This is a genomic window from Pseudomonas brassicacearum (genome assembly GCF_003732175.1).
Classification (GTDB): Bacteria; Pseudomonadota; Gammaproteobacteria; order Pseudomonadales; family Pseudomonadaceae; genus Aquipseudomonas; species Aquipseudomonas brassicacearum_G.
The window spans coordinates 166,436-189,672 of the sequence record NZ_MOBI01000013.1 but is presented as its reverse complement, the minus strand read 5'-3'; the positions used below and the strand labels follow the sequence as shown (position 1 = coordinate 189,672).

Annotated in this window: 19 protein-coding genes; all 19 read right to left on the bottom strand. The window is 58.2% G+C overall.

What is annotated here, in order from left to right:
- Positions 1–346: 346 nt before the first annotated feature.
- The 19 genes from ispD to uppS all read right to left on the bottom strand — a co-directional run bounded on the left by ispD (position 347) and on the right by uppS (position 23,232).
- Positions 347–1,054 carry a 2-C-methyl-D-erythritol 4-phosphate cytidylyltransferase gene (gene ispD / locus BK658_RS11640; RefSeq protein WP_123582406.1) on the bottom strand — a complete coding sequence of 236 codons (708 nt, stop codon included), beginning with the start codon at positions 1,052–1,054 and terminating at the stop codon, positions 347–349.
- Positions 1,051–1,329: a cell division protein FtsB gene (ftsB, locus tag BK658_RS11635; protein ID WP_019692104.1), complete on the bottom strand. Its 279-nt coding sequence runs from the start codon at positions 1,327–1,329 to the stop codon at positions 1,051–1,053. Before ftsB ends, ispD begins: the two co-directional genes overlap by 4 nt.
- A gap of 169 nt (positions 1,330–1,498) precedes the next feature.
- Entirely contained in the window at positions 1,499–2,788 is a 1,290-nt protein-coding gene (eno, locus tag BK658_RS11630) for a phosphopyruvate hydratase (RefSeq protein WP_123582405.1), read from the bottom strand.
- A gap of 160 nt (positions 2,789–2,948) precedes the next feature.
- On the bottom strand, positions 2,949–3,794 hold the full coding sequence (kdsA, locus tag BK658_RS11625) for a 3-deoxy-8-phosphooctulonate synthase (RefSeq protein ID WP_123582404.1): 846 nt from the start codon (positions 3,792–3,794) through the stop codon (positions 2,949–2,951).
- Positions 3,795–3,799: 5 nt separating this feature from the next.
- The gene (locus BK658_RS11620) at positions 3,800–5,431 is read right to left on the bottom strand and encodes a CTP synthase (RefSeq protein WP_123582403.1); all 1,632 of its coding nucleotides are present in this window, start codon (positions 5,429–5,431) and stop codon (positions 3,800–3,802) included.
- A gap of 274 nt (positions 5,432–5,705) precedes the next feature.
- On the bottom strand, positions 5,706–7,019 hold the full coding sequence (gene tilS, locus BK658_RS11615; protein WP_123582577.1) for a tRNA lysidine(34) synthetase TilS: 1,314 nt from the start codon (positions 7,017–7,019) through the stop codon (positions 5,706–5,708).
- 201 nt (positions 7,020–7,220) lie between these two features.
- Positions 7,221–8,168, bottom strand: coding sequence for an acetyl-CoA carboxylase carboxyltransferase subunit alpha (locus tag BK658_RS11610; RefSeq protein WP_123582402.1), 948 nt, complete (start codon positions 8,166–8,168; stop codon positions 7,221–7,223).
- Positions 8,169–8,321: 153 nt separating this feature from the next.
- Complete coding sequence (dnaE, locus tag BK658_RS11605) at positions 8,322–11,843, bottom strand: DNA polymerase III subunit alpha (RefSeq protein ID WP_054595920.1); 3,522 nt, start codon at positions 11,841–11,843, stop codon at positions 8,322–8,324.
- Between the two features lie 76 nt (positions 11,844–11,919).
- Complete coding sequence (gene rnhB, locus BK658_RS11600; RefSeq protein WP_123582401.1) at positions 11,920–12,546, bottom strand: ribonuclease HII; 627 nt, start codon at positions 12,544–12,546, stop codon at positions 11,920–11,922.
- Positions 12,547–12,557: 11 nt separating this feature from the next.
- The gene (gene lpxB, locus BK658_RS11595) at positions 12,558–13,691 is read right to left on the bottom strand and encodes a lipid-A-disaccharide synthase (protein WP_123582400.1); all 1,134 of its coding nucleotides are present in this window, start codon (positions 13,689–13,691) and stop codon (positions 12,558–12,560) included.
- A gap of 2 nt (positions 13,692–13,693) precedes the next feature.
- Positions 13,694–14,470: an acyl-ACP--UDP-N-acetylglucosamine O-acyltransferase gene (gene lpxA / locus BK658_RS11590; protein ID WP_123582399.1), complete on the bottom strand. Its 777-nt coding sequence runs from the start codon at positions 14,468–14,470 to the stop codon at positions 13,694–13,696.
- On the bottom strand, positions 14,467–14,907 hold the full coding sequence (gene fabZ / locus BK658_RS11585) for a 3-hydroxyacyl-ACP dehydratase FabZ (RefSeq protein WP_007978374.1): 441 nt from the start codon (positions 14,905–14,907) through the stop codon (positions 14,467–14,469). The genes lpxA and fabZ overlap by 4 nt, the downstream gene beginning before the upstream one ends.
- A 108-nt stretch (positions 14,908–15,015) precedes the next feature.
- Positions 15,016–16,071 carry a UDP-3-O-(3-hydroxymyristoyl)glucosamine N-acyltransferase gene (gene lpxD / locus BK658_RS11580; RefSeq protein WP_054595916.1) on the bottom strand — a complete coding sequence of 352 codons (1,056 nt, stop codon included), beginning with the start codon at positions 16,069–16,071 and terminating at the stop codon, positions 15,016–15,018.
- A gap of 3 nt (positions 16,072–16,074) precedes the next feature.
- Positions 16,075–16,578, bottom strand: a complete 504-nt coding sequence (locus BK658_RS11575) for an OmpH/Skp family outer membrane protein (RefSeq protein ID WP_019692093.1) — start codon at positions 16,576–16,578, stop codon at positions 16,075–16,077.
- A gap of 45 nt (positions 16,579–16,623) precedes the next feature.
- On the bottom strand, positions 16,624–19,002 hold the full coding sequence (gene bamA, locus BK658_RS11570) for an outer membrane protein assembly factor BamA (RefSeq protein ID WP_123582398.1): 2,379 nt from the start codon (positions 19,000–19,002) through the stop codon (positions 16,624–16,626).
- Between the two features lie 74 nt (positions 19,003–19,076).
- Positions 19,077–20,429 carry a sigma E protease regulator RseP gene (gene rseP / locus BK658_RS11565; protein WP_123582397.1) on the bottom strand — a complete coding sequence of 451 codons (1,353 nt, stop codon included), beginning with the start codon at positions 20,427–20,429 and terminating at the stop codon, positions 19,077–19,079.
- Positions 20,430–20,483: 54 nt separating this feature from the next.
- The gene (gene ispC, locus BK658_RS11560; protein ID WP_123582396.1) at positions 20,484–21,674 is read right to left on the bottom strand and encodes a 1-deoxy-D-xylulose-5-phosphate reductoisomerase; all 1,191 of its coding nucleotides are present in this window, start codon (positions 21,672–21,674) and stop codon (positions 20,484–20,486) included.
- A complete protein-coding gene (locus BK658_RS11555) occupies positions 21,671–22,477 on the bottom strand; it encodes a phosphatidate cytidylyltransferase (protein WP_123582395.1) in 807 nt (268 codons plus the stop codon). The genes ispC and BK658_RS11555 overlap by 4 nt, the downstream gene beginning before the upstream one ends.
- Positions 22,477–23,232: a polyprenyl diphosphate synthase gene (gene uppS / locus BK658_RS11550; protein ID WP_123582394.1), complete on the bottom strand. Its 756-nt coding sequence runs from the start codon at positions 23,230–23,232 to the stop codon at positions 22,477–22,479. Before uppS ends, BK658_RS11555 begins: the two co-directional genes overlap by 1 nt.
- Positions 23,233–23,237 lie beyond the last annotated feature (5 nt).

The window sequence follows — 23,237 nt, the reverse complement described above, 5'->3', positions numbered from 1 at the left end:
AGGCCGAGCGCAGGTGTTCATCAGGGGGTGGGCGCGCAGCGCCGTTCGACGCAGTCGAACACATCGAGAGGAGGTCGTCGCGCAGCAGGCCGTAGGCGATGCCCCCTGATGGACACCGGAGCGAGGGAACGCCGAGCCTAGGCGAGGTGCCGTACGCTTGGGGCGAGCGTTTTTTTGCTTACTTTTTTTAGGCGCTTGTAAAAAAAGTGAGTCGCCGTCAGGCGAAACCCTAAGTAGCCATCACCGCAGAAATGGATATGTACACCTGCAAGAGATTGGCCGGCTGTCAGGCCGCCATCGCGAGCAAGCTCGGCTCCCACATCAGTTGAGCGGTGCGACAGAGGAATCAGCGGCGATTAGCCCAACGCAGCCGCAGCCATTCAAGGTCTTCAGGCCGAGTAACCTTGAGATTATCCGCACGCCCCTCGATCAAGCGTGGCGCCTGACCCGACCACTCCATCGCAGAGGCCTCATCGGTAATGGCCACATCAGCCACCAGACTGTCCGCCAACGCCCGATGCAAAGCCCCCAGACGAAACATCTGCGGCGTGTACGCCTGCCAGATCAAACTGCGGTCAACGGTTTCAAGGACCCGACCGTGCTTGTCCACACGCTTGAGCGTGTCACGCGCAGGCACTGCGAGTAACCCGCCGACAGGATCGTCAGCCAATTCCGACAACAACTTGTCGAGATCATCACGGGTCAGGTTCGGCCGCGCAGCGTCGTGGACCAACACCCAGTCTTCATCGGCAGCGCCTTGCGCATGCAAATGCAGCAACGCGTTCAGCACCGAACCCGAGCGTTCTTCACCACCGTCCACCCGTTGAATACGCGTGTCGGTAGCACAGGCCAGGGTCGGCCAATAAGGATCATCAACGGCAAGACTGACCACCAAGCCTTTCAAGGCAGGATGATCGAGGAAACAGCCAAGGCTGTGTTCGAGAATAGTGCGCCCGCCCAGTTGCAGATATTGCTTGGGACGGTCCGCGGCCATACGGGCACCGACGCCCGCGGCAGGAATCACGGCCCAGAAGGCCGGTAACGTATTCATCATTGAGCCAACTGGTAAAGGGTTTCACCGTCCTTGACCATGCCCAACTCATGGCGAGCCCGCTCTTCAACGGTCTCCATGCCTTTTTTCAACTCACTGACCTCGGCGTCCATGACCCGATTGCGCTCCAGCAACGACTCGTTCTCAGCATGCTGATCAGCAATTTGCTGAGTCAACTCGGCCACTTGCGCCAGACTGCCATTACCCACCCACAGGCGATATTGCAGACCAGCCAGCAGCAGGAGCAAGACAAGAAACAACCAGTAAGGACTGCGCATCGAATATCAGGTATCCAGTGAAAAAAGACAGCCATGCCAACTTTAAAGCTTCTGATAGTACGAAGCCTGGAAGAACCAGGCTCGTACTTATAAGGCATCAGATTAGTGGCAAAAATCCCGCTGCTGCGATTTTTTCGACACAATCCGGTGTCTTTTTACCTACCCAAGCTTAACCGCGGAATTCGCCACGACCGTTGTACTTGGCCTTGCCGCCCAATTGCTCTTCGATGCGCAGCAGTTGATTGTACTTGGAAACGCGGTCGGAACGGCACAGCGAACCGGTTTTGATCTGGCCAGCCGAAGTGCCCACAGCCAGGTCGGCAATGGTCGAATCTTCGGTTTCGCCGGAACGGTGCGAGATCACGGCAGTGTAACCAGCGGCCTTGGCCATCTGGATAGCTTCCAGGGTTTCGGTCAGGGTGCCGATCTGGTTGAACTTGATCAGGATCGAGTTGGCGATCTTCTTGTCGATGCCTTCTTTCAGGATCTTGGTGTTGGTCACGAACAGGTCGTCGCCCACCAGCTGGGTTTTTTCGCCGATTTTGTCGGTGAGGATTTTCCAGCCAGCCCAGTCGGACTCATCCAGGCCATCTTCAATGGAGATGATCGGGTAACGTTCGGTCAGGCCTTTGAGGTAGTCGGCAAAGCCTTCGGCGGTGAACACCTGGCCTTCACCAGACAGGTTGTACTTGCCATCTTCGTAGAATTCGCTGGCCGCGCAGTCCAGAGCCAGGGTCACGTCGGTGCCCAGTTTGTAGCCAGCGTTGGCCACGGCTTCGGAGATCACTTTCAGTGCATCTTCGTTGGATGCCAGGTTCGGCGCGAAACCACCTTCGTCGCCCACCGCAGTGCTCAGGCCACGAGCCTTCAGCACAGCTTTGAGGTGATGGAAAATCTCGGTGCCCATGCGCAGACCTTCCGAGAAAGTCTTGGCGCCAACTGGCTGAACCATGAATTCCTGGATGTCGACGTTGTTATCGGCGTGCTCGCCACCGTTGATGATGTTCATCATCGGAACCGGCATCGAGTAAATACCCGGAGTACCGTTCAGATTGGCGATGTGTGCGTACAGTGGCAGGTCCTGATCGTGAGCAGCAGCCTTGGCAGCGGCCAGGGACACGGCGAGGATCGCGTTGGCACCCAGGCTGCCCTTGTTCTCGGTACCGTCCAGCTCGATCATGATGCGGTCGAGGGCTTTCTGGTCAACTGGGTCTTTACCCAGCAGTGCGGTGCGGATCGGGCCATTGATGTTGGCTACAGCTTTCAGTACACCCTTGCCCAGGTAACGGCTCTTGTCGCCATCACGCAGCTCGAGCGCTTCGCGCGAACCGGTGGAAGCACCGGACGGCGCGCAAGCGCTGCCGATGATGCCGTTATCGAGAAGCACGTCCGCTTCGACGGTGGGATTGCCACGGGAGTCGAGAACTTCACGACCTTTGATGTCGACGATTTTTGCCATTGTTGTAAACACTCCAAAGTTGACGAAAACGACGCAGCTGCAGGAAATTTTTTACCGTCGGCAAGTGATAAGCAGCGGGCAGACTTGCGGACGATAAGGCTCAAGCCCGAGGGCCTGAGCGTTCAATGAATCGTGCGGTACTTTACCGGAGAATTGAGGATTACGCGGTTTCTACCGTCGGAAAACTCTTCACCAGTTCGTCCAGGGCCTTGAGCTGAGCCAGGAATGGCTCCAGTTTATCCAGACGCAAGGCGCAAGGGCCGTCGCATTTGGCGTTGTCCGGATCCGGATGCGCTTCCAGGAACAGGCCGGCCAGCGACTGGCTCATGCCTGCCTTGGCCAGGTCGGTGACCTGGGCGCGGCGTCCGCCGGCAGAATCCGAGCGACCACCGGGCATTTGCAGCGCGTGGGTCACGTCGAAGAACACCGGGTATTCGAACTGTTTCATGATGCCGAAGCCGAGCATGTCCACGACCAGGTTGTTATAGCCGAAGCTCGAACCACGCTCGCAGAGGATCAACTGATCGTTACCGGCTTCTTCGCATTTGCTCAGGATGTGTTTCATTTCCTGAGGGGCGAGGAACTGGGCTTTCTTGATGTTGATCACCGCGCCGGTCTTGGCCATCGCGACGACCAGATCGGTCTGGCGCGACAGGAAGGCCGGCAACTGGATGATCTCGCAGACTTCAGCGACTACTGCAGCCTGCTCAGGCTCATGGACATCGGTGATGACCGGCACGCCAAAGGCTTGCTTGATGTCCTGGAAAATCCGCATGCCTTCCTCGAGGCCGGGGCCTCGATAGGACGTTACCGACGAGCGGTTGGCCTTGTCGAAGCTGGCCTTGAACACGTAAGGGATACCGAGTTTCTCGGTGACCTTTACGTACTCTTCACAGACCTGCATCGCCATGTCACGGCTTTCCAGCACGTTCATGCCACCGAACAGCACCATCGGTTTGTCGTTGGCGATTTCGATGTTGCCTACGCGGATGATCTTTTGAGCCATCAGGTTCAAGCCTTCTTCTGGTGTTGAGCCAAAGCTGCTTTGACGAAACCACTGAACAACGGGTGACCGTCGCGCGGAGTCGAGGTGAACTCCGGGTGGAACTGGCAAGCAACGAACCATGGGTGGTCAGGCGCTTCAACCACTTCAACCAGCGCGCCGTCACCGGAACGACCGGAGATTTTCAGGCCGGCTTCGATCAGTTGCGGCAGCAGCTTGTTGTTCACTTCATAGCGATGACGATGACGCTCGACGATCACGTCCTTGGCGTAGCAATCGTGGACCAGGGAGCCGGCTTCCAGCAGGCAATCCTGAGCACCCAGACGCATGGTGCCGCCCAGATCGGACAATTCGGAACGGGTTTCAACGGCGCCGGTGGCATCTTCCCACTCGGTGATCAGACCCACGACCGGGTGGCCGCTGGCGCGATCGAATTCGGTGGAGTTGGCGTCTTTCCAGCCCAGCACGTTACGGGCGAACTCGATCACCGCGACTTGCATGCCCAGGCAGATACCCAGGTACGGAACCTTGTTTTCGCGAGCATATTGAACGGCGGTGATCTTGCCTTCCACGCCACGCAGACCGAAGCCGCCTGGCACCAGAATCGCATCAACACCTTCCAGCAGCGCGGTGCCCTGGTTCTCGATGTCTTCGGAGTCGATGTAGCGCAGATTGACCTTGGTACGGTTGCTGATGCCGGCATGACTCATCGCTTCGATCAGCGACTTGTAGGCGTCCAGCAGTTCCATGTACTTGCCGACCATGGCGATGGTCACTTCGTGCTCCGGGTTGAGCTTGGCATCGACCACGGCTTCCCACTCGGACAGATCGGCGCCGCCACATTGCAGGCCGAAACGCTCGACGACGAAATCATCCAGGCCCTGGGAGTGCAGAATGCCCGGGATCTTGTAGATGGTGTCGGCGTCTTCCAGCGCGATGACCGCACGTTCTTCAACGTTGGTGAACTGCGCGATCTTGCGACGCGAAGAGATATCGATCGGGTGGTCGGAACGGCACACCAGCACGTCTGGCTGCAGGCCGATGGAACGCAGTTCCTTGACCGAGTGCTGGGTTGGCTTGGTTTTGGTTTCGCCGGCAGTGGCGATGTACGGCACCAGTGTCAGGTGCATCAGCATCGCGCGCTTGGCGCCGACTTCAAAACGCAATTGACGGATGGCTTCGAGGAACGGCTGGGATTCGATGTCACCCACGGTGCCACCGATCTCGACCATGGCCACGTCGGCATCGCCTGCACCCTTGATGATGCGGCGCTTGATTTCGTCGGTGATGTGCGGAATCACCTGGATGGTTGCACCCAGGTAATCACCACGGCGCTCTTTGCGCAGGACGTGCTCGTAGACACGGCCGGTGGTGAAGTTGTTGTTCTGGGTCATGGTCGTGCGGATGAACCGCTCGTAGTGGCCCAGGTCCAGGTCGGTCTCGGCGCCGTCGTGAGTGACGAACACTTCACCGTGCTGGAACGGGCTCATGGTGCCCGGGTCAACGTTGATGTACGGGTCCAGCTTGAGCATGGTGACCTTAAGTCCCCGCGCCTCCAGGATGGCCGCCAATGAAGCCGATGCAATGCCTTTCCCCAATGAAGAAACAACACCGCCCGTGACGAATATGTAGCGCGTCATGAAAAACCCTAGAAGTCTGCGTTAAAGCGGTCCGAGCCGCCGGGGAAAGCGAAGGAAGGCCGAAGCCCCCGATCACCTGCATTAATTACAGTGCATCTTTCAAAAAAACCGCCGCGTTGGGACAGACCGGAAGAAGAATCACCGGTACGTTGCTCGCTACACATTTTTTGGAATCGCCCAGCAAAGACTGCTTGGTAATCGGCAACTCCTGCAATTCAGCTGAATCCACAGAAGTTGTATCAAGAAGGGAGCGTAGTCTACCGGAAAGCCCCTTTCAGCTCAAACCTTGATCGTTGATCGCTGGCTGCCACCGCAAAAGACAGTTTCCCCCTGCGCTACCGTCGAGCCCGCGCAGGTTTGCCACCGCGAGCAAATGTTCATTGCAGTAGAGCAGCGGCAATCTGCCACGGGCAAACAGCGGCAGGCCGCTTTCATTGAGCAAACGCTTGAGGTCTCGATGCCCCCGCACAGGCAAATGCATGACTTCACCGCCCTGCCGGTAACGCACGCTTAATACGCCGGCAGGAATGGTCCCGCAAAAGGTCAACCGGCCGTTGTTCGGTAGCAGCAGTGCCACTGACGGATCAGGCCAAAGCGGAGCCGGCTCGGGGAGGTTCAGCCAATGGCCGGACAACCACCAGATTCGCCCGTTCGCACGATGCAACTCACCGTCGGCCAGGCGCCAGATCGGCCGCGCATCCGTCGCTGCATCGCGCAAAGTTTCCCAACCCGACCAATGGTCGCTGTCCGGCATACGCGTCAACGGCGCCAACCAGTGGCTGAGGGCATTGCGCTGGCGGGCGGCGGAAAGCTTTTCAAGCGCAGCCATTTCCAGCGACGGCACGCCCAGCCAATCGAATTCGCTGACAGTTGTGGCGGGCGCCAGATCCATCTTGGCCAAATCATCGAGCAAACCCTGCGCCTCACTCAAATGCGCGGCGCTGCGGGCAATGGTGGTCGCAGCCTGCGGCCAGCGCTGAGTGAGCGCTGGAAAAATCTGCTGGCGAAGGTAATTGCGAGAAAACTGTTGATCGGCGTTCGACGGATCCTCGATCCAGCTTAACTGATGCTCGACGGCATAGGCCTCGAGTTCAGCCCGCGACACCTCCAGCAACGGCCGCAGCAAAAAACCACGCCCCAAAGGACGCTGCGACGGGATCGCCGACAAACCTCTGACCCCTGCCCCACGCAATAGGCGGAACAAGAGGGTCTCCGCCTGATCGTTCCGGTGCTGCGCCGTGAGTAGCAGCTCATTGGCTTGAGTCGCCTCGACAAAGGCGCCATACCGCGCCTCACGCGCCGCGCGCTCCAGGCTCGCCCCAGGCTGAACCTGAACGTGAATAACCTCCAATGGCACACCCAGAGCGTCACACACCCGCTGACAATGCTCCGGCCACGCATCAGCCGCAGCCTGGAGGCCGTGATGGATGTGAATGGCTTTGAGTTCAGGTAGGGAATGTTTTTTTGCGAGTTGTGCAAGAAGGTGCAGCAGAACGGTGGAGTCGAGACCACCGGAGAAAGCGACACGCCAGGTCGGCGCGGTGCGCCAGGGAGCCAGGCGTTTGAGAAGTCCAGCTGAAAGACTCATGAACATCCCCAAACCTGTAGGAGCAAAGCTTGCTCGCGATGAACTTGTGGTGAGGGGGCTTGCCCCCGTTCGGCGGCGTAGCCGTCGCAAAAAGGTCGATTCGTTCGATCGCATCGACTGTATTTGGGACTACTTCGTAGTCCAACGGGGGCAAGCCCCCTCACCACAACAAGACTCGCTCCTACAGAGAGCTGTGCTCGATCAGAGACCGTAGCTCATCAGACGCTCGTAACGGCGGGCCAGCAGCGCGTCGTTGTCGAACTTCTTCAGCATCGCCAGTTGCGAGCTCAGTTCCGCACGGATCGAGGCAGCAGCGGCGGCCGGATCACGGTGCGCGCCACCCAGTGGCTCGCTGATCACTTTATCAACGATACCCAGGCCTTTCAGGCGCTCGGCGGTGATGCCCATGGCTTCAGCGGCATCCGGGGCTTTCTCGGCAGTTTTCCACAGGATCGAGGCGCAACCTTCCGGCGAGATCACCGCGTAGGTCGAGTACTGCAGCATGTTCAGCTGATCGCAAATGCCGATCGCCAGCGCACCACCGGAACCACCCTCACCGATCACGGTGGCGATGATTGGGGTTTTCAGGCGGGCCATGACACGCAGGTTCCAGGCAATCGCTTCGCTCTGGTTACGCTCTTCAGCGTCGATGCCAGGGTATGCACCCGGGGTGTCGATGAAGGTCAGGATCGGCATTTTGAAACGCTCGGCCATTTCCATCAGACGGCAGGCCTTGCGGTAGCCCTCAGGACGCGGCATGCCGAAGTTGCGGCGAACCTTCTCGCGCACTTCACGGCCTTTCTGGTGGCCGATGATCATCACCGGCTGGTCGTCCAGACGAGCAACACCACCAACAATCGCAGCGTCGTCGGAGAAGTGACGGTCACCGTGCAATTCATCGAACTCAGTGAAGATGTGCTCGATGTAGTCCAGGGTGTACGGGCGACGCGGATGACGCGCCAGACGCGCGATCTGCCAGCTGGTCAACTTGCCGAAGATGTCTTCGGTGAGCGTGCTGCTCTTGTCCTGCAGGCGGGAGATTTCATCGCCGATATTCAGCGAATTGTCATTACCGACCAAGCGCAACTCTTCGATCTTGGCTTGCAGGTCGGCGATCGGCTGTTCGAAATCAAGAAAATTCGGGTTCATAGGCGTCCGTCTTGGGTCGACGTCCAAGAGAGCTTGGGCCGGCCGGTTGTCTATTCGCGCCCTACCTTAAGGGACAGGCGCGTTCAGGTCGAGATTAAAAATTGGGTCGAGGTCAAGGCGTAGTTCTTGATGGTAAAGAATGGCACCTGACCGTCAACGGTATTGGAGGAAGACGTTGTCTCGCCCGAACTGGTCACGCAGGGCTTGAATCAAGGCATCCGCCGGATCGATTCGCCAGGTCTCGCTGAACTGCAACAAGGCCTTGGCATCAGGACTGGTGTACTCCATGGTAATCGGACACGCACCACGATGACGCTTGAACAACTCGCCCAGCCAGCGTAGCTGATCGCCTTTGAGGTCTTGGGTCTGGACCTTCAAGCGCAGGCTTTCGGCCAGGTTGGTGCGTGCGTCCTCCATGCTCATCACCCGCTTGACCCGCAAGCGCAAGCCACCGGAGAAGTCGTCATTGCTGACTTCGCCTTCGACCACCACCATCGCGTCGGTCTGCAACAGCGACTGCGCGGAATGGAACGCCTCGGCAAACAGCGACGCTTCGATCCGGCCCGAACGGTCGTCGAGGGTGATGAAACCCATCTTGTCGCCCTTTTTGTTCTTCATCACCCGCAAGGCAATGATCATGCCCGCAACCGTCTGTGTATCACGCGCCGGTTTCAAATCGATGATCCGCTGACGGGCAAAGCGGCGGATTTCACCTTCATATTCGTCAATCGGGTGACCGGTCAGGTACAGCCCCAGGGTATCTTTCTCCCCCTTCAGGCGCTCCTTGAGTGTCAGCTCCTTGGCCTTGCGGTGATTGGCGTAGACGTCGGCGTCCTCTTCGACAAACAGGCCGCCGAACAGGTCCGCGTGCCCACTGTCGTGAGTCCGTGCGGTCTGCTCGGCCGCCTTGATCGCCTCTTCCATGGCCGTCAGCAAGACGGCGCGATTGCGGTCGATGTTGGCCTGATAGGCTTTCGGTTCGTCGTGGAAATACGGGCCGAGTCGATCCAGCGCACCGCTGCGGATCAACCCGTCGAGGGTCCGTTTGTTGATGCGCTTGAGGTCGACCCGGGCGCAGAAATCGAACAGATCCTTGAATGGCCCTTCCAGGCGCGCTTCAGTAATCGCTTCAACCGGCCCCTCACCAACCCCCTTGATCGCCCCCAGACCGTAAATAATCCGGCCTTCGTCGTTCACCGTGAACTTGAACTCCGAGGTGTTCACGTCCGGCGCGTCGAGGCGCAGCTTCATGGTCCGCACTTCTTCGATCAAGGTCACGACCTTGTCGGTGTTGTGCATATCCGCCGAGAGTACCGCCGCCATGAATGGCGCCGGGTAGTGGGCTTTCAACCAGGCAGTCTGGTACGACACCAGGCCGTAGGCGGCGGAGTGGGATTTGTTGAAGCCGTAACCGGCGAATTTCTCCACCAGGTCGAAAATGTTACCGGCCAGGTCGGCATCGATATTGTTGGTCGCGCAACCTTCAATGAAGCCGCCACGCTGCTTGGCCATTTCTTCGGGTTTTTTCTTACCCATGGCCCGACGCAGCATGTCCGCACCACCGAGGGTGTAACCGGCCATGACCTGAGCAATCTGCATCACCTGCTCCTGATACAGGATGATGCCGTAGGTCGGCGCCAATACCGGCTTGAGGCCTTCGTACTGGTAATCCGAGTGCGGGTACGCCAGTTCGGCGCGACCGTGCTTACGGTTGATGAAGTCATCCACCATGCCCGATTGCAGCGGGCCCGGACGGAACAGGGCCACGAGTGCGATCAAGTCTTCCAGGCAGTCGGGCTTGAGCTTTTTGATCAGCTCTTTCATCCCGCGCGACTCGAGCTGGAACACCGCGGTGGTTTCAGCTTTTTGCAGCAGCGTGTAGGTCGGTTTGTCGTCCAGCGGGATAAACGCGATATCCAGCGGCGGTTCATTGACCTTGGCGCGGTCGCGGTTGATGGTTTTCAGCGCCCAATCGATGATGGTCAGGGTTCGCAGACCCAGGAAGTCAAACTTCACCAGACCCGCCGCCTCGACGTCGTCCTTGTCGAACTGGGTTACCAGGCCGCCACCTTCTTCGTCGCAATAGATCGGCGAGAAGTCGGTCAGCTTGGTCGGTGCGATCACCACACCACCAGCGTGCTTGCCGACGTTACGCACAACGCCTTCAAGCTTGCGCGCCATCTCCCAGATTTCCGCGGCCTCTTCATCGACCTTGATGAAGTCGCGGAGGATTTCTTCCTGCTCGTAGGCTTTTTCCAGGGTCATGCCGACTTCGAAGGGGATCATCTTCGACAGACGATCCGCCAAACCGTAGGACTTGCCCTGCACCCGCGCCACGTCACGGACCACAGCCTTGGCGGCCATGGAACCGAACGTGATGATCTGGCTTACCGCGTTGCGGCCGTATTTCTCGGCCACGTAGTCGATCACCCGGTCACGACCGTCCATGCAGAAGTCGACGTCGAAGTCGGGCATGGAAACCCGTTCCGGGTTCAGGAAACGTTCGAACAGCAGGTCATATTCCAGCGGGTCGAGGTCGGTGATCTTCTGCACATAGGCCACCAGCGACCCGGCACCCGACCCACGGCCAGGACCTACCGGTACGCCGTTGTTCTTGGCCCACTGGATAAAGTCCATAACGATCAGGAAGTAACCGGGGAAGCCCATCTGGATGATGATATCCAGTTCGAAATTCAACCGGTCGACATAAACCTGACGCTTGGCCTCGTAATCTTCGGTCGTGTCCTTGGGCAGCAGAACACTCAAGCGCTCTTCCAGGCCATCAAAGGAGACTTTGCGGAAATACTCGTCGATGGTCATGCCATCGGGAATCGGGAAGTTGGGCAGGAAGTGTTTGCCGAGCTTCACATCGATATTGCAGCGCTTGGCGATCTCGACGGTGTTTTCCAGCGCTTCGGGCAAGTCGCTGAACAACTCGGCCATTTCCTCGGCGCTTTTGAGGTACTGCTGGTCACTGTAGTTCTTCGAACGGCGCGGATCGTCGAGCGCCCGCCCTTCACCGATGCATACGCGGGTTTCGTGAGCGGCGAAGTCTTCCTGCTTGATGAAGCGCACGTCGTTGGTGGCCACCAGCGGCGCGCCGATCTTGTCAGCCAGGGCCACAGCGGCGTGCAACTGTTCTTCGTCGTTGGGGCGATTGGTGCGCTGGATTTCCAGATAGAAGCGATCCGGGAATACCGCCATCCACTCACGGGCCAGAGTCTCGGCCTCATCAGGATTGCCACCGAGCAAGGCGATACCAATCTCACCCTCCTTCGCAGCCGACAACATGATCAGGCCTTCGTTGGCCTCGGCCACCCACTCGCGCTCGATGATGACCTGACCATTGCGCTGGCCATCGATAAAGCCACGCGAAATCAACTCGGTGAGGTTGCGGTAGCCAACGGCATTCATCGCCAGGAAGCTGATCCGGCTCAGCGGATTATCAGGATCCTTGTTCGACAGCCACAGGTCGGCGCCACAGATCGGCTTGATCCCGGCGCCCATGGCGTTTTTGTAGAACTTGACCAGGGAACACATGTTGTTCTGGTCGGTGACCGCCACGGCAGGCATGTTCATGCCGACCAGGGTCTTGACCAGCGGTTTGATCCGCACCAGACCGTCGACCAGGGAGTATTCAGTGTGCAGGCGTAGGTGAACGAATGAAGCCGGCATAGTGATCCTGTCTGAAAACGTGAAGACAACAAGGCCCGGATTGTACCGGGCCTTGGCAAAAACATCAGCCTTGAGACTAGCTCCCGATCAAACCCTCGCGGGCCTCATAAGCCAGTCGTACCGGCGCAAACGAACGCCGGTGAATCGGTGTCGGCCCTAGTCGGGCCAAGGCTTCCAGATGAACGGGCGTCGGGTAGCCTTTGTGGCCGCCGATACCGTAACCCGGGTAAATCAATTCGAATGCCGCCATTTCGCGATCACGACTGACTTTCGCCAGAATCGATGCCGCGGCGATGGCCGGGACCTTGCTATCGCCTTTCACCACCGCTTCAGCCGGCATGGCCAGCTTCGGGCAGCGGTTGCCATCGATCATCGCCAGCTTCGGCGTGATGTGCAGGCCTTCGACGGCGCGCTGCATCGCCAACATGGTGGCGTGCAAAATATTCAGTTCATCGATTTCTTCGACTTCGGCACGTGCAATACACCAGCTCAGGGCTTTCTCGCGGATTTCGTCATAGAGCTTTTCACGGCGAGCTTCGGTGAGCTTTTTCGAATCATTGAGCCCGAGAATCGGCCGGTTCGGATCGAGGATCACCGCCGCCGTCACCACAGCGCCGCAAAGCGGGCCACGACCCACCTCATCGACACCGGCGACCAGGTCTTCGACGTCTGCGACGAGGGTAAAATCCAGACCCATTTGCATCTTTACGTTACTCACTGAGATTTGCCGATCAGATTGAGGACGGCATCTGCTGCCTGGTTCGAGGCGTCGCGACGCAAGGTTCGGTGAATCTGGTCAAAACCGGTGGTTTGCTCTTCACCGCCATCGATCAACGGCGACAGCGTCAGTGCCAATGCCTCGGGGGTCGCATCGTCTTGCAGCAATTCGGGCACCAGCAGACGCTGGGCCAGCAAATTCGGCAAGGAGATGTAAGGGCTTTTCACCATGCGTTTAAGGATCCAGAACGTCAGCGGCGCCAGGCGGTAAGCCACGACCATCGGCCGCTTGTACAACAGGGCTTCCAGCGTTGCGGTTCCCGAAGCAATCAGCACCGCGTCGCAAGCGGCCAGCGCCTGATGGGAACGGCCATCGAGCAAGGTCACCGGCAAATCGCGGCCAGCCAACAGCTCTTCGAGCTGCACACGGCGTTCAGGGCTGGCGCACGGCATGACGAACCGCACGCCGGGCCGCATGGCCCGCAAACGCTCGGCGGTGTCGAGGAACAAGGCCCCCAGGCGTCCAACCTCCCCACCCCGACTGCCTGGCATCAGCGCAACCAGCGGGTCGCCTTCTGGTAATCCCAGTTCGGCGCGTGCAGCCGAGCGGTCAGCCTCAAGAGGAATCGCATCGGCCAGGGAGTGACCGACAAACTTCACCGGCACGCCTTTCTCTTCATAGAATTTGGCTTCAAACGGGAACAGCGTGAGCATCAGATCGCAGCCTTCGCGAATCTTCAGCACACGCTTTTGACGCCACGCCCAAACCGATGGGCTGACGTAATGCACGGTCTTGATCCCGGCCTGACGCAGTTTGAGTTCGATGTTAAGGGTGAAATCCGGAGCGTCGATGCCGATGAAAACATCCGGCTTTTCGGCTATGAGGGTCGCGATCAGTTTTTTGCGGCGAGCCAACAGCTCACGCAAGCGGCCGAGCACCTCGACCAGGCCCATGACCGCCAGACGCTCCATCGGGAAGTAAGAGGTCAGGCCTTCGGCCTGCATCAGCGGACCGCCGACACCGATGAACTCAACCGCAGGATGCTGTGCCTTGAGCGCACGCATCAGACCTGCGCCCAGAATATCGCCGGAGGCTTCGCCCGCCACCAGTGCAATACGCAGACTGGCCATGATTAACGGGTGATGCCGCGAGTCGAAGACTGAATGGAGTCACGGAATATCGCGACTTCCGGAAACTCTTCCGACGGCTCGGCCAACTCGGCAAGCGCTTGTTCGACTGTCAAACCCTGGCGATAAACCACTTTGTAGGCACGGCGTAATGCGTGGATCGCGTCTTCGCTGAAACCACGGCGACGCATGCCTTCGAAGTTCATGCTGCGGGCTTCGGCAGGGTTGCCGAACACCGTGACATAGGCTGGAACATCCTTACCAATGGCTGTGCCCATACCGGAAAAGCTGTGGGCGCCAATATGGCAATACTGATGAACCAGGGTAAAACCCGACAGGATCGCCCAGTCATCGACGTGCACATGACCGGCCAACGCGGTGTTGTTGACCAGAATGCAGTTATTGCCGATAACGCTGTCATGGCCGATGTGGGCATAGGCCATGATCAGGTTGTGGTCGCCCAGGGTCGTTTCGGAACGATCCTGAACAGTGCCACGGTGAATCGTCACGCCTTCACGGATGACATTGTGGTCACCGATCACCAGGCGGGTTTCTTCACCCTTGTACTTCAAATCGGGCGTGTCCTCACCTACCGAGGAAAACTGGTAAATGCGGTTGTGCTTCCCGATACGTGTCGGCCCTTTGAGAATCACGTGCGGGCCAATCACTGTTCCCTCGCCGATTTCCACACCAGCGCCGACGATCGACCATGGGCCGACCTCGACGTCGTCGGCCAGAATGGCCGTCGGATCGATGATTGCGCGAGGGTCAATCAAACTCATAGTTTGCGTTCCGCACAGATGATTTCAGCAGAGCAGACTGGCTTGCCATCGACCGAAGCCTGGCATTCGAACTTCCAGATCTGACGCTTGCAGCTGATGAACTTCGCTTCAAGAATCAACTGATCACCCGGCAGAACCGGCTGGCGGAAACGCAGCTTGTCGGAGCCGACGAAGTAGTAAAGCGTGCCATCGGCAGGCTTGACGTCGAGCATTTTGAAACCAAGGATCCCGGCAGCCTGAGCCATCGCTTCAATGATCAATACGCCTGGCATGATTGGATGCGCCGGGAAGTGACCATTGAAGAACGGCTCGTTGATGCTGACATTCTTGTAGGCGCGAATGCGCTTGCCCTCAACATCCAGCTCCACTACCCGGTCCACCAACAGGAACGGGTAACGGTGAGGCAGGTATTCGCGAATCTCGTTGATGTCCATCATTTCGGGGGGAAGCCTATGTAAAGATTGGGAGCGCGCGACTGACGCACACTCCTCTAGCAAATCAAGGAGGCAGTCTAACGGCTGTGCACACTTGATATGGAAATGGTATCAGCCATCTGATGAAGCATTGCCGTCAGGGGTCACGTCCCCAACACGCTTTTCCAGCTGTCGCAGACGTCGCGCGATATCATCGAGTTGACGGATACGTGCGGCGCTTTTGCGCCACTCGGCAGCCGGTTGCATAGCTGTCCCGGAGGAATAGGAACCCGGCTCGGTAATCGAGTGAGTCACCATGGTCATCCCGGTCAGGAATACGTTGTCGCAAATATCAATGTGTCCGACCAGCCCCACACCACCTGCCAGCATGCAGTGCTTGCCGATTTTGGTGCTGCCGGAAATCCCCACGCACGCCGCCATGGCGGTGTGGTCACCGACTTGCACGTTGTGGGCGATCTGAATCTGGTTATCAAGCTTCACGCCATTGCCAATGATGGTGTCGGCCAGCGCACCGCGGTCGATGGCGGTATTCACGCCAATCTCCACATCGTCACCGATCAACACCCCACCCACCTGGGCGATCTTTTGCCAGATGCCTTTTTCGTTGGCAAAGCCAAAGCCTTCACCACCGAGCACGGCACCGGACTGAATCACCACGCGCTTGCCGATGCGCACGTCGTGGTACAGCGTCACACGCGGGGCCAACCAGCCGCCCTCACCGATCTCGCTGCGCGCACCGATGAAGCAGTGGGCACCGACTGTCACGCCTGCGGCGATTCGGGCAGCGCTTTCGATCACGGCAAACGCGCCAATGCTCGCAGCCGGATCAACCACTGCGTCCGCCGCCACCACCGCTGTCGGATGGATACCGGCAGCAGCCTTGGGCTTGGGGTCGAACAGATGGGAAACCCGGGCATACGCCGCATACGGATCAGGCACAACCAGCGCATCACCGGCAAAACCTTCTGCGTCAGCGGCCTTCAGCAGCACGGCTGCGGCCTGGCTGTCGGCCAGATACTTACGGTATTGGGGGTTTGCCAGAAAGCTCAACTGAGCTGGGCCAGCCTCCTGCAAGGTGGCTAGCCCAGTGATTTCTTTCTCCGCGGAGCCACGGAGAGTGGCCCCGAGGAACTCGGCCAATTGGCCGAGCTTTATAGTCGCTGTCATGGATTACTTCAGCTGATTCATGCGCTCGATAACCTGGCGGGTGATGTCGTATTGAGGCTTGACATCAATCACTGCGCCACGCTCGAAGACCAGGTCAAAAGCACCTTTCTTGATGACTTCTTCCACAGCGCTGTCCAGTTTCGGCTTGAGCTGCTTCAGCATTTCACGGTCAGCAACGGCTTTGGCTTCGTTCAGCTCCTTGGACTGGAACTGGAAGTCACGGGCCTTTTGCTTGAATTCGAGCTCAAGACGCTCACGCTCGCCCTGGGCCATTTTGTCGCCACCGCTTACCAGACGATCCTGAATGCCTTTGGCACTGCTTTCCAGGGTTTTCAGCTTGGTCAACTGCGGCCCGAACTTCTTCTCGGCATCCACGGCGTACTTCTTCGCCGCGTCAGATTCAAGCAGAGCCATTTGATAGTTCAGTACCGCGATTTTCATTTCGGCAAATGCCGGGGTTGCTACCAGGACAGTTGCCAGGAGAACCAATTGAGTCAACTTACGCACGATGCACTCCTACAAAATCCATTGTCGTTATCTTGGATCAGGCTATTAGAAAGTCTGACCGAGGGAGAATTGGAACACCTGGGTCTCCGCATTGCTGTCCGGTTTCTTGACCGGCATTGCCAAGGCAAAGCTCAACGGACCAAGGGCGGTAACCCATGTCACACCCACACCCACCGAACTGGCCATATTGCTCAGGCTGACTTCGTTGCACTGTGTTTTGGACTTCGAACCATCGGCGTTAGTGCTCTGCGTGCAACTCGAGTCGAACACGTTACCCACGTCCCAGAATACCGATGTACGCAAGGAACGCTGATCCTTCACGAACGGCAGAGGGAACAGAACCTCTACACCCCCCTGGATCAGGACGTTACCACCAAACGGCAGCGGATCCTGGTCCGGGTCGACGGAAGTTCCCGGGTTAATGCCACGGCTCGGCGTACTGCGAGGACCCAGCGTGCTGTCCTTGAAGCCGCGAACCGAGTTGAAACCACCCGCGTAGTAGTTCTCGTAGAACGGCAGGCCACTGGTCGAACCATAACCATCACCATAGCCCAGCTCTGTATGCAGACGCATGGTGTAGTTATCGGTCAATGGCTGGAACAGTTGGCCACGGTAATCCAGTTTGAAGAAAGACAGGTCGCTACCCGGTGTCGTCGCTTCCATCGTCAAACTCTGGGAATGACCACGAGTCGCCAGCACGCCTTTGTTCAGTGTCGACTCGGACCAGCCGGCCGAAGCCTTGAAGTTCAGGAACTGGTCGCCTTCACGGTTAACGAAGTCAAAAATCTCGTCAACGGTGTACTGACCGGTCTTGATCTTGTCTTGCTGCGCCGTCAGACCAAAGGTCAGACGCGAAGTTTCGCTGATCGGATATCCGACGTTGACACCAGCGCCCAAGCTGTCTACCGCGTAGCTGGCTACGTTGACGTCGAGGTTTTTGTAGTCAGTGGTGCGATAGAAAGCGTTGTAACCCAGGCTCACGCCGTCGGCTGTCCAGTACGGGTCGACATAACCGAAGTTATAACGGCTCTGGTATTGGCTACGAGTCAAGCCGATGCTGACCTTGTTACCGGTACCCAGGAAGTTGTTCTGGGTAATCGAACCACCCAGGATCAAGCCGGCGCTCTGAGCAAAACCAACGCTGGCGGTAATCGAACCGGAAGGTTGCTCTTCAACGGCGTAGTTCACGTCAACCTGGTCATCGACACCCGGTACAGCCGGAGTCTCGACGTTGACCTCCTTGAAGAAGCCCAGACGTTCCAGACGGGTCTTGGACTGGTCGATCAGGTAGGTCGAAGCCCAGCCACCTTCCATCTGGCGCATTTCACGACGGAGCACTTCGTCTTCCGACTTGGTGTTGCCGCGGAAGTTGATGCGGTTTACGTAGGCACGCTTGCCCGGATCGACCACAAAGGTGATATCAACGGTGTGATCGTCGTCATGCGGAGTCGGTACGCCGTTGACGTTGGCGAAGGTGTAGCCCTCGTTACCCAGGCGACGGGTGATCAACTCAGAGGTCGTGGTCATCAGCTTGCGCGAGAACACCTGACCTTTTTGTACCAGCAGCAGCGCCTTGACCTGGTCTTCAGGGACCTTCAGGTCACCGCTGAGCTTCACGTCACGAACGTTGTACTTCTGACCTTCGTTGATGTTGACGGTGATATAGACGTGTTTTTTGTCCGGAGTGATCGAAACCTGGGTCGAGGCGATATCCATGTTGATATAGCCACGGTCCAGGTAGTAGGAACGCAGACGTTCCAGGTCACCGGAAAGTTTTTCACGAGCATACTTGTCATCGTTCTTGAAGAACGACAACCAGTTGGAGGTCTTGAGTTCGAACAGGTCGATCAGGTCTTCATCAGGGAAAACCGTGTTACCCACCACGTTGATGTGCTGGATAGCCGCGACAGTGCCTTCGTTGATATTGACCTTCAAGCCAACGCGGTTGCGCGGCTGAGGAACAACTTCAGTGTCAACGGTGGCCGAGTAGCGGCCTTGAGCGACGTACTGGCGCTGCAGCTCGTTACGCACGCCTTCAAGCGTCGCACGCTGGAAGATCTCGCCTTCGGCCAGACCGGATTGTTTAAGGCCTTTCATCAGGTCTTCAGTGGAGATCGCCTTGTTGCCTTCGATCTCGATACTGGCGACCGACGGGCGCTCGACTACAGTAATGACCAGGACATTGCCATCGCGGCCCAGCTGGATATCTTGAAAGAAACCGGTTTTGAACAGCGCACGAGTGGATTCCACCAGGCGACGATCATCCGCCTGTTCACCGACGTTCAACGGCAAGGCACCAAAGACGCTACCCGCGGATACCCGCTGGAGGCCATTGATACGAATATCGGAGATAGTGAAGGACTCGGCGTGAACTTCGGCGATCATCAATACGGTGAGAACCGCAGTTAGCAGCAGACGTTTCATGAAGTCCTTTCTTATTCCAACTGGCAATAAACAAACTGCCGCAAAATGCGGCAGATTCGCAATTCAGCGAAGCGTTACAGTCGACCCAGATCGTTGACCAGAGCAAGCAACATCACCCCGATCACCAAACTGATACCGATCTGTATCCCCCAACTCTGCACCCGATCCGACAAGGGACGACCACGCGTCCACTCGATCAGATAAAACAACAGATGCCCCCCATCCAGTACAGGAATGGGCAGCAAATTCAGAACGCCCAAGCTAATACTCAGATAAGCCAGGAAATTCAGGAAATCAGCGACACCCGACTGGGCAGAAGCGCCCGCCACTTTAGCAATGGTTATCGGTCCACTCAAGTTTTTTACCGAGAGCTCGCCGAACAACATTTTCTTTAGTGAATCAAGGGTCAGCACACTCATGGTCCAAGTGCGTCGAGCACCTTCGCCAATCGCGGCCACGGGACCGTAGCTGACCTCGCGAATCATGGCTGGTGGCCAATCGATAGCCTTCACCCCTGCACCCAGATAACCACTGGCTAGTTTCGCCTTGTCGCGAGTTGCCAAGGTAACCGGGACGTCGATTTGAGCACCGTCACGCTCGATATGCAGCACAATTTTGGTATCAGGACGCACGCGCACCCAATCGACCACTTGCTGCCAATCGGTCAGCGCCTGGCCATCGAGCGCCAGCAGACGGTCACCGGTCTTCAGGCCTGCTGCCTGCGCCGGGCCCTTAGGGTCCAGTTCAGCCAACACGGGCGGCAATGCCGGACGCCAAGGACGAATACCCAGCGAACGAATCGGGTCCGGCTCATCAGCCCCCTTGAGCCAGTGATCCAGGACCAGCTCGCGCGGCGAATCGGCGGTAGAGCCCTGTTCGCGCACCAGCAATTGCAACGAACCACTTTCACCAAGACGCCGGACCAGTTGCAGATTCACCGCTGCCCAACCCGAAGTCGGCTCACCATCGATGGCGACGATTTCCTGCCCCGGACTCAAACCGGCCTTGGCGGCCATGCTACCGACTTCAATGGCGCCGATGACAGGACGTACCTGTTCGGTGCCAAGCATCGCCAGCACCCAGAAAAACGCCAATGCCAACAAAAAGTTGGCAATAGGCCCGGCAGCTACGATGGCGATGCGCTGACGAACGGATTTGCGATTGAAAGCCTGATCAAGCTGATCGGCCGGCACTTCGCCTTCACGCTCATCAAGCATCTTCACGTAACCACCCAAAGGGATGGCAGCGATCACGAACTCGGTGCCGCGCCGGTCGTGCCAGCGCAGCAATGGCAGGCCGAAGCCCACGGAGAAACGCAGAACCTTGACGCCACAGCGACGCGCGACCCAGAAATGGCCAAATTCATGGAAGGTGACCAGCACGCCCAAAGCCACCAGGGTGCCGACAATCATATAGAGCGCGCTCATCTACTTTCTCCGCAATCCTATTCAGTGCTGCCGCGGACAAACCCGCCGCAACACCTACCGCCCGTGACGACTCAACCAACGCTCGGCCAGGACACGCGCTTTCGCATCCGCAGTGAAAACCGCATCGAGATCATCGACCGAAACCACAGGTTCGAGGTTCAACACCTCCTCGATGATACTCGCGATCTCCAGGTAACGGACACGTCCATCGAGAAAGGCTGCAACAGCCACCTCATTCGCGGCGTTCAGCATGGCCGGAGCACTGTTCCCGGCCTCTGCCGCCTGACGCGCCAGACGCAAGCACGGGAAACGTTCTTCGTCGGGCGCCTGGAAGTCCAGACGCGCGATTGCAAACAGATCCAGCGGCGCAACCCCGGAGTCGATGCGCTCAGGCCATGCCAGTGCATTGGCGATCGGCGTCCGCATATCCGGGTTGCCCAACTGCGCCAATACCGAACCATCAACGTAGTCGACCAGCGAATGAATCACGCTTTGCGGATGAATCACCACCTCAACCTGAGACGGCTTGGCATCAAACAGCCAACAGGCCTCGATCAGCTCCAGGCCTTTGTTCATCATGCTGGCCGAATCGACCGAAATCTTGCGCCCCATCGACCAATTGGGATGGGCACATGCCTGCTCAGGCGTAACATGCGCCAACTCAGCCATGGATGTCTGCCGGAACGGACCGCCAGAGGCTGTCAGTAAAATCCGTCGAACGCCTACAGCGCCGAGCCCACGAGAAAAATCTGCGGGCATGCACTGAAAGATCGCGTTGTGCTCGCTGTCGATCGGCAGCAGCACCGACCCACTCTTGTGTACGGCCTGCATGAACAGAGCGCCGGACATCACCAGCGCTTCCTTGTTGGCCAGCAGAATCCTCTTGCCCGCCTCGACCGCCGCCAGCGTCGGACGCAATCCCGCCGCACCGACAATCGCCGCCATCACCGCATCGACTTCAGCATCGGAAGCGACCTGACACAGGCCCTCCTCCCCCACCAGCACGCGCGTAGAAAGGCCTGCAGCCCGCAGGTCGTCTTGCAGACGCCGGGCAGCCACGAGCTCCGGCACAACAGCAAAGCGCGGCACATGGCGGACGCACAAGGCCAACAGCTCACTCAGGCGAGAGAAGCCGCTCAAGGCAAAGACTTGATAGCGCTCGGGATGACGCGCGATGACATCAAGGGTGCTCAGGCCAATAGAACCGGTCGCCCCCAGGACAGTGATCTGTTGTGGGCGGCTCACGATGCAGCCATCCACAGCAATACCGCAAACACCGGAATCGCCGCGGTGAGACTGTCGATACGATCCAGAATGCCGCCATGGCCCGGCAGCAGATTACTGCTGTCCTTGATACCCGACTGGCGCTTGAACATACTTTCGGTCAAATCGCCGACCACCGAGATAAACACGATAATCGCCGCACCGATCAAGCCTTTCAGCATCTCGCCAGTCGTCCAGTCCCGCACCAGACCAACGATGGCGGTAATCACCAGGCTCAGCAACAAGCCGCCATACACGCCTTCCCAGCTCTTGCCAGGACTGACCTGCGGCGCAAGCTTGCGCTTGCCGAATGCCCGACCGGAAAAGTAAGCGCCAATATCTGCGCCCCAGACCAACACCATCACCGCCATGATCAGCCAGTTACCCAGCGACTCTTGCTTGATCAGGATCAAACCTTGCCAGGCCGGTAACAGGATCAGCAGGCCGATAACCAGCTTGCAGGCCGCACTGGCCCAATGCTCACTGGTCTTGGGGTAGGTCAGCACCAGGTAGGTTGCCACCGCCCACCAGAGCACGGCAGCCCCGAGCACCCAAGGCGAAAGCCCCGGGAGCACGTGCATGACAAACAGCATCGCCGCGACCACCGCTGCATAAGCGACACGGATCGGTTGTGCCGTGAAACCTGCCAGACGCGCCCATTCCCAGGCACCAAGAGTCACGACCAGGCCGATAAACAGCGCAAAACCGGAGCCCTCAAGCAGAAAAAATCCGCACAGGGCGATCGGCAGCAGGATCAGCGCAGTGATGATTCGTTGTTTAAGCATTAAACCCGGGCCCCAGCCTCGACCTGCTCACTCGTTTTACCGAAGCGACGCTGGCGAGAAGCGAAATCGGCCAATGCTTTACGCATGGCTTCGTGTTTGAAGTCCGGCCAGAACAGGTCGGAGAAATACAGTTCCGAGTACGCCAATTGCCACAGCAGGAAGTTGCTGATGCGATGTTCGCCACCGGTACGGATGCACAAATCCGGCAACGGCAGATCACCCGTAGCCAGACAGGTTTGCAGCAATTGCGGAGTGATGTCGTCCGGACGCAGATGCCCGGCCTGAACTTCTCGCGCCAGACGTTGGGCTGCCTGGGCGATATCCCATTGGCCGCCGTAGTTGGCCGCGATCTGCAGGACAAAACGATTGGCGCCGACTGTCATTGCCTCCGCCTCACGCATGGCGGCCTGAAGCTCGGGATGAAAACGCGAACGATCGCCGATAATACGCAACGTGATGTTGTTGTCGTTGAGGCGCTTGGCCTCGCGACGCAACGCCTTGAAAAACAAATCCATCAAGGCGCTGACTTCATCGGCCGGACGCTGCCAGTTTTCACTGGAGAAGGCGAACAGGGTCAGTACTTCAACCCCAGCCTCAGCGCACACCTCAATGACCGCGCGCACAGCATCGACGCCAGCCTTGTGCCCGGCAACACCGGGCAAGAAACGTTTTTTTGCCCAGCGATTATTACCGTCCATGATGATCGCGACGTGGCGCGGCACCGAGGACAGCACTGGCTGCTTGGTCTTTTCCATGAAGG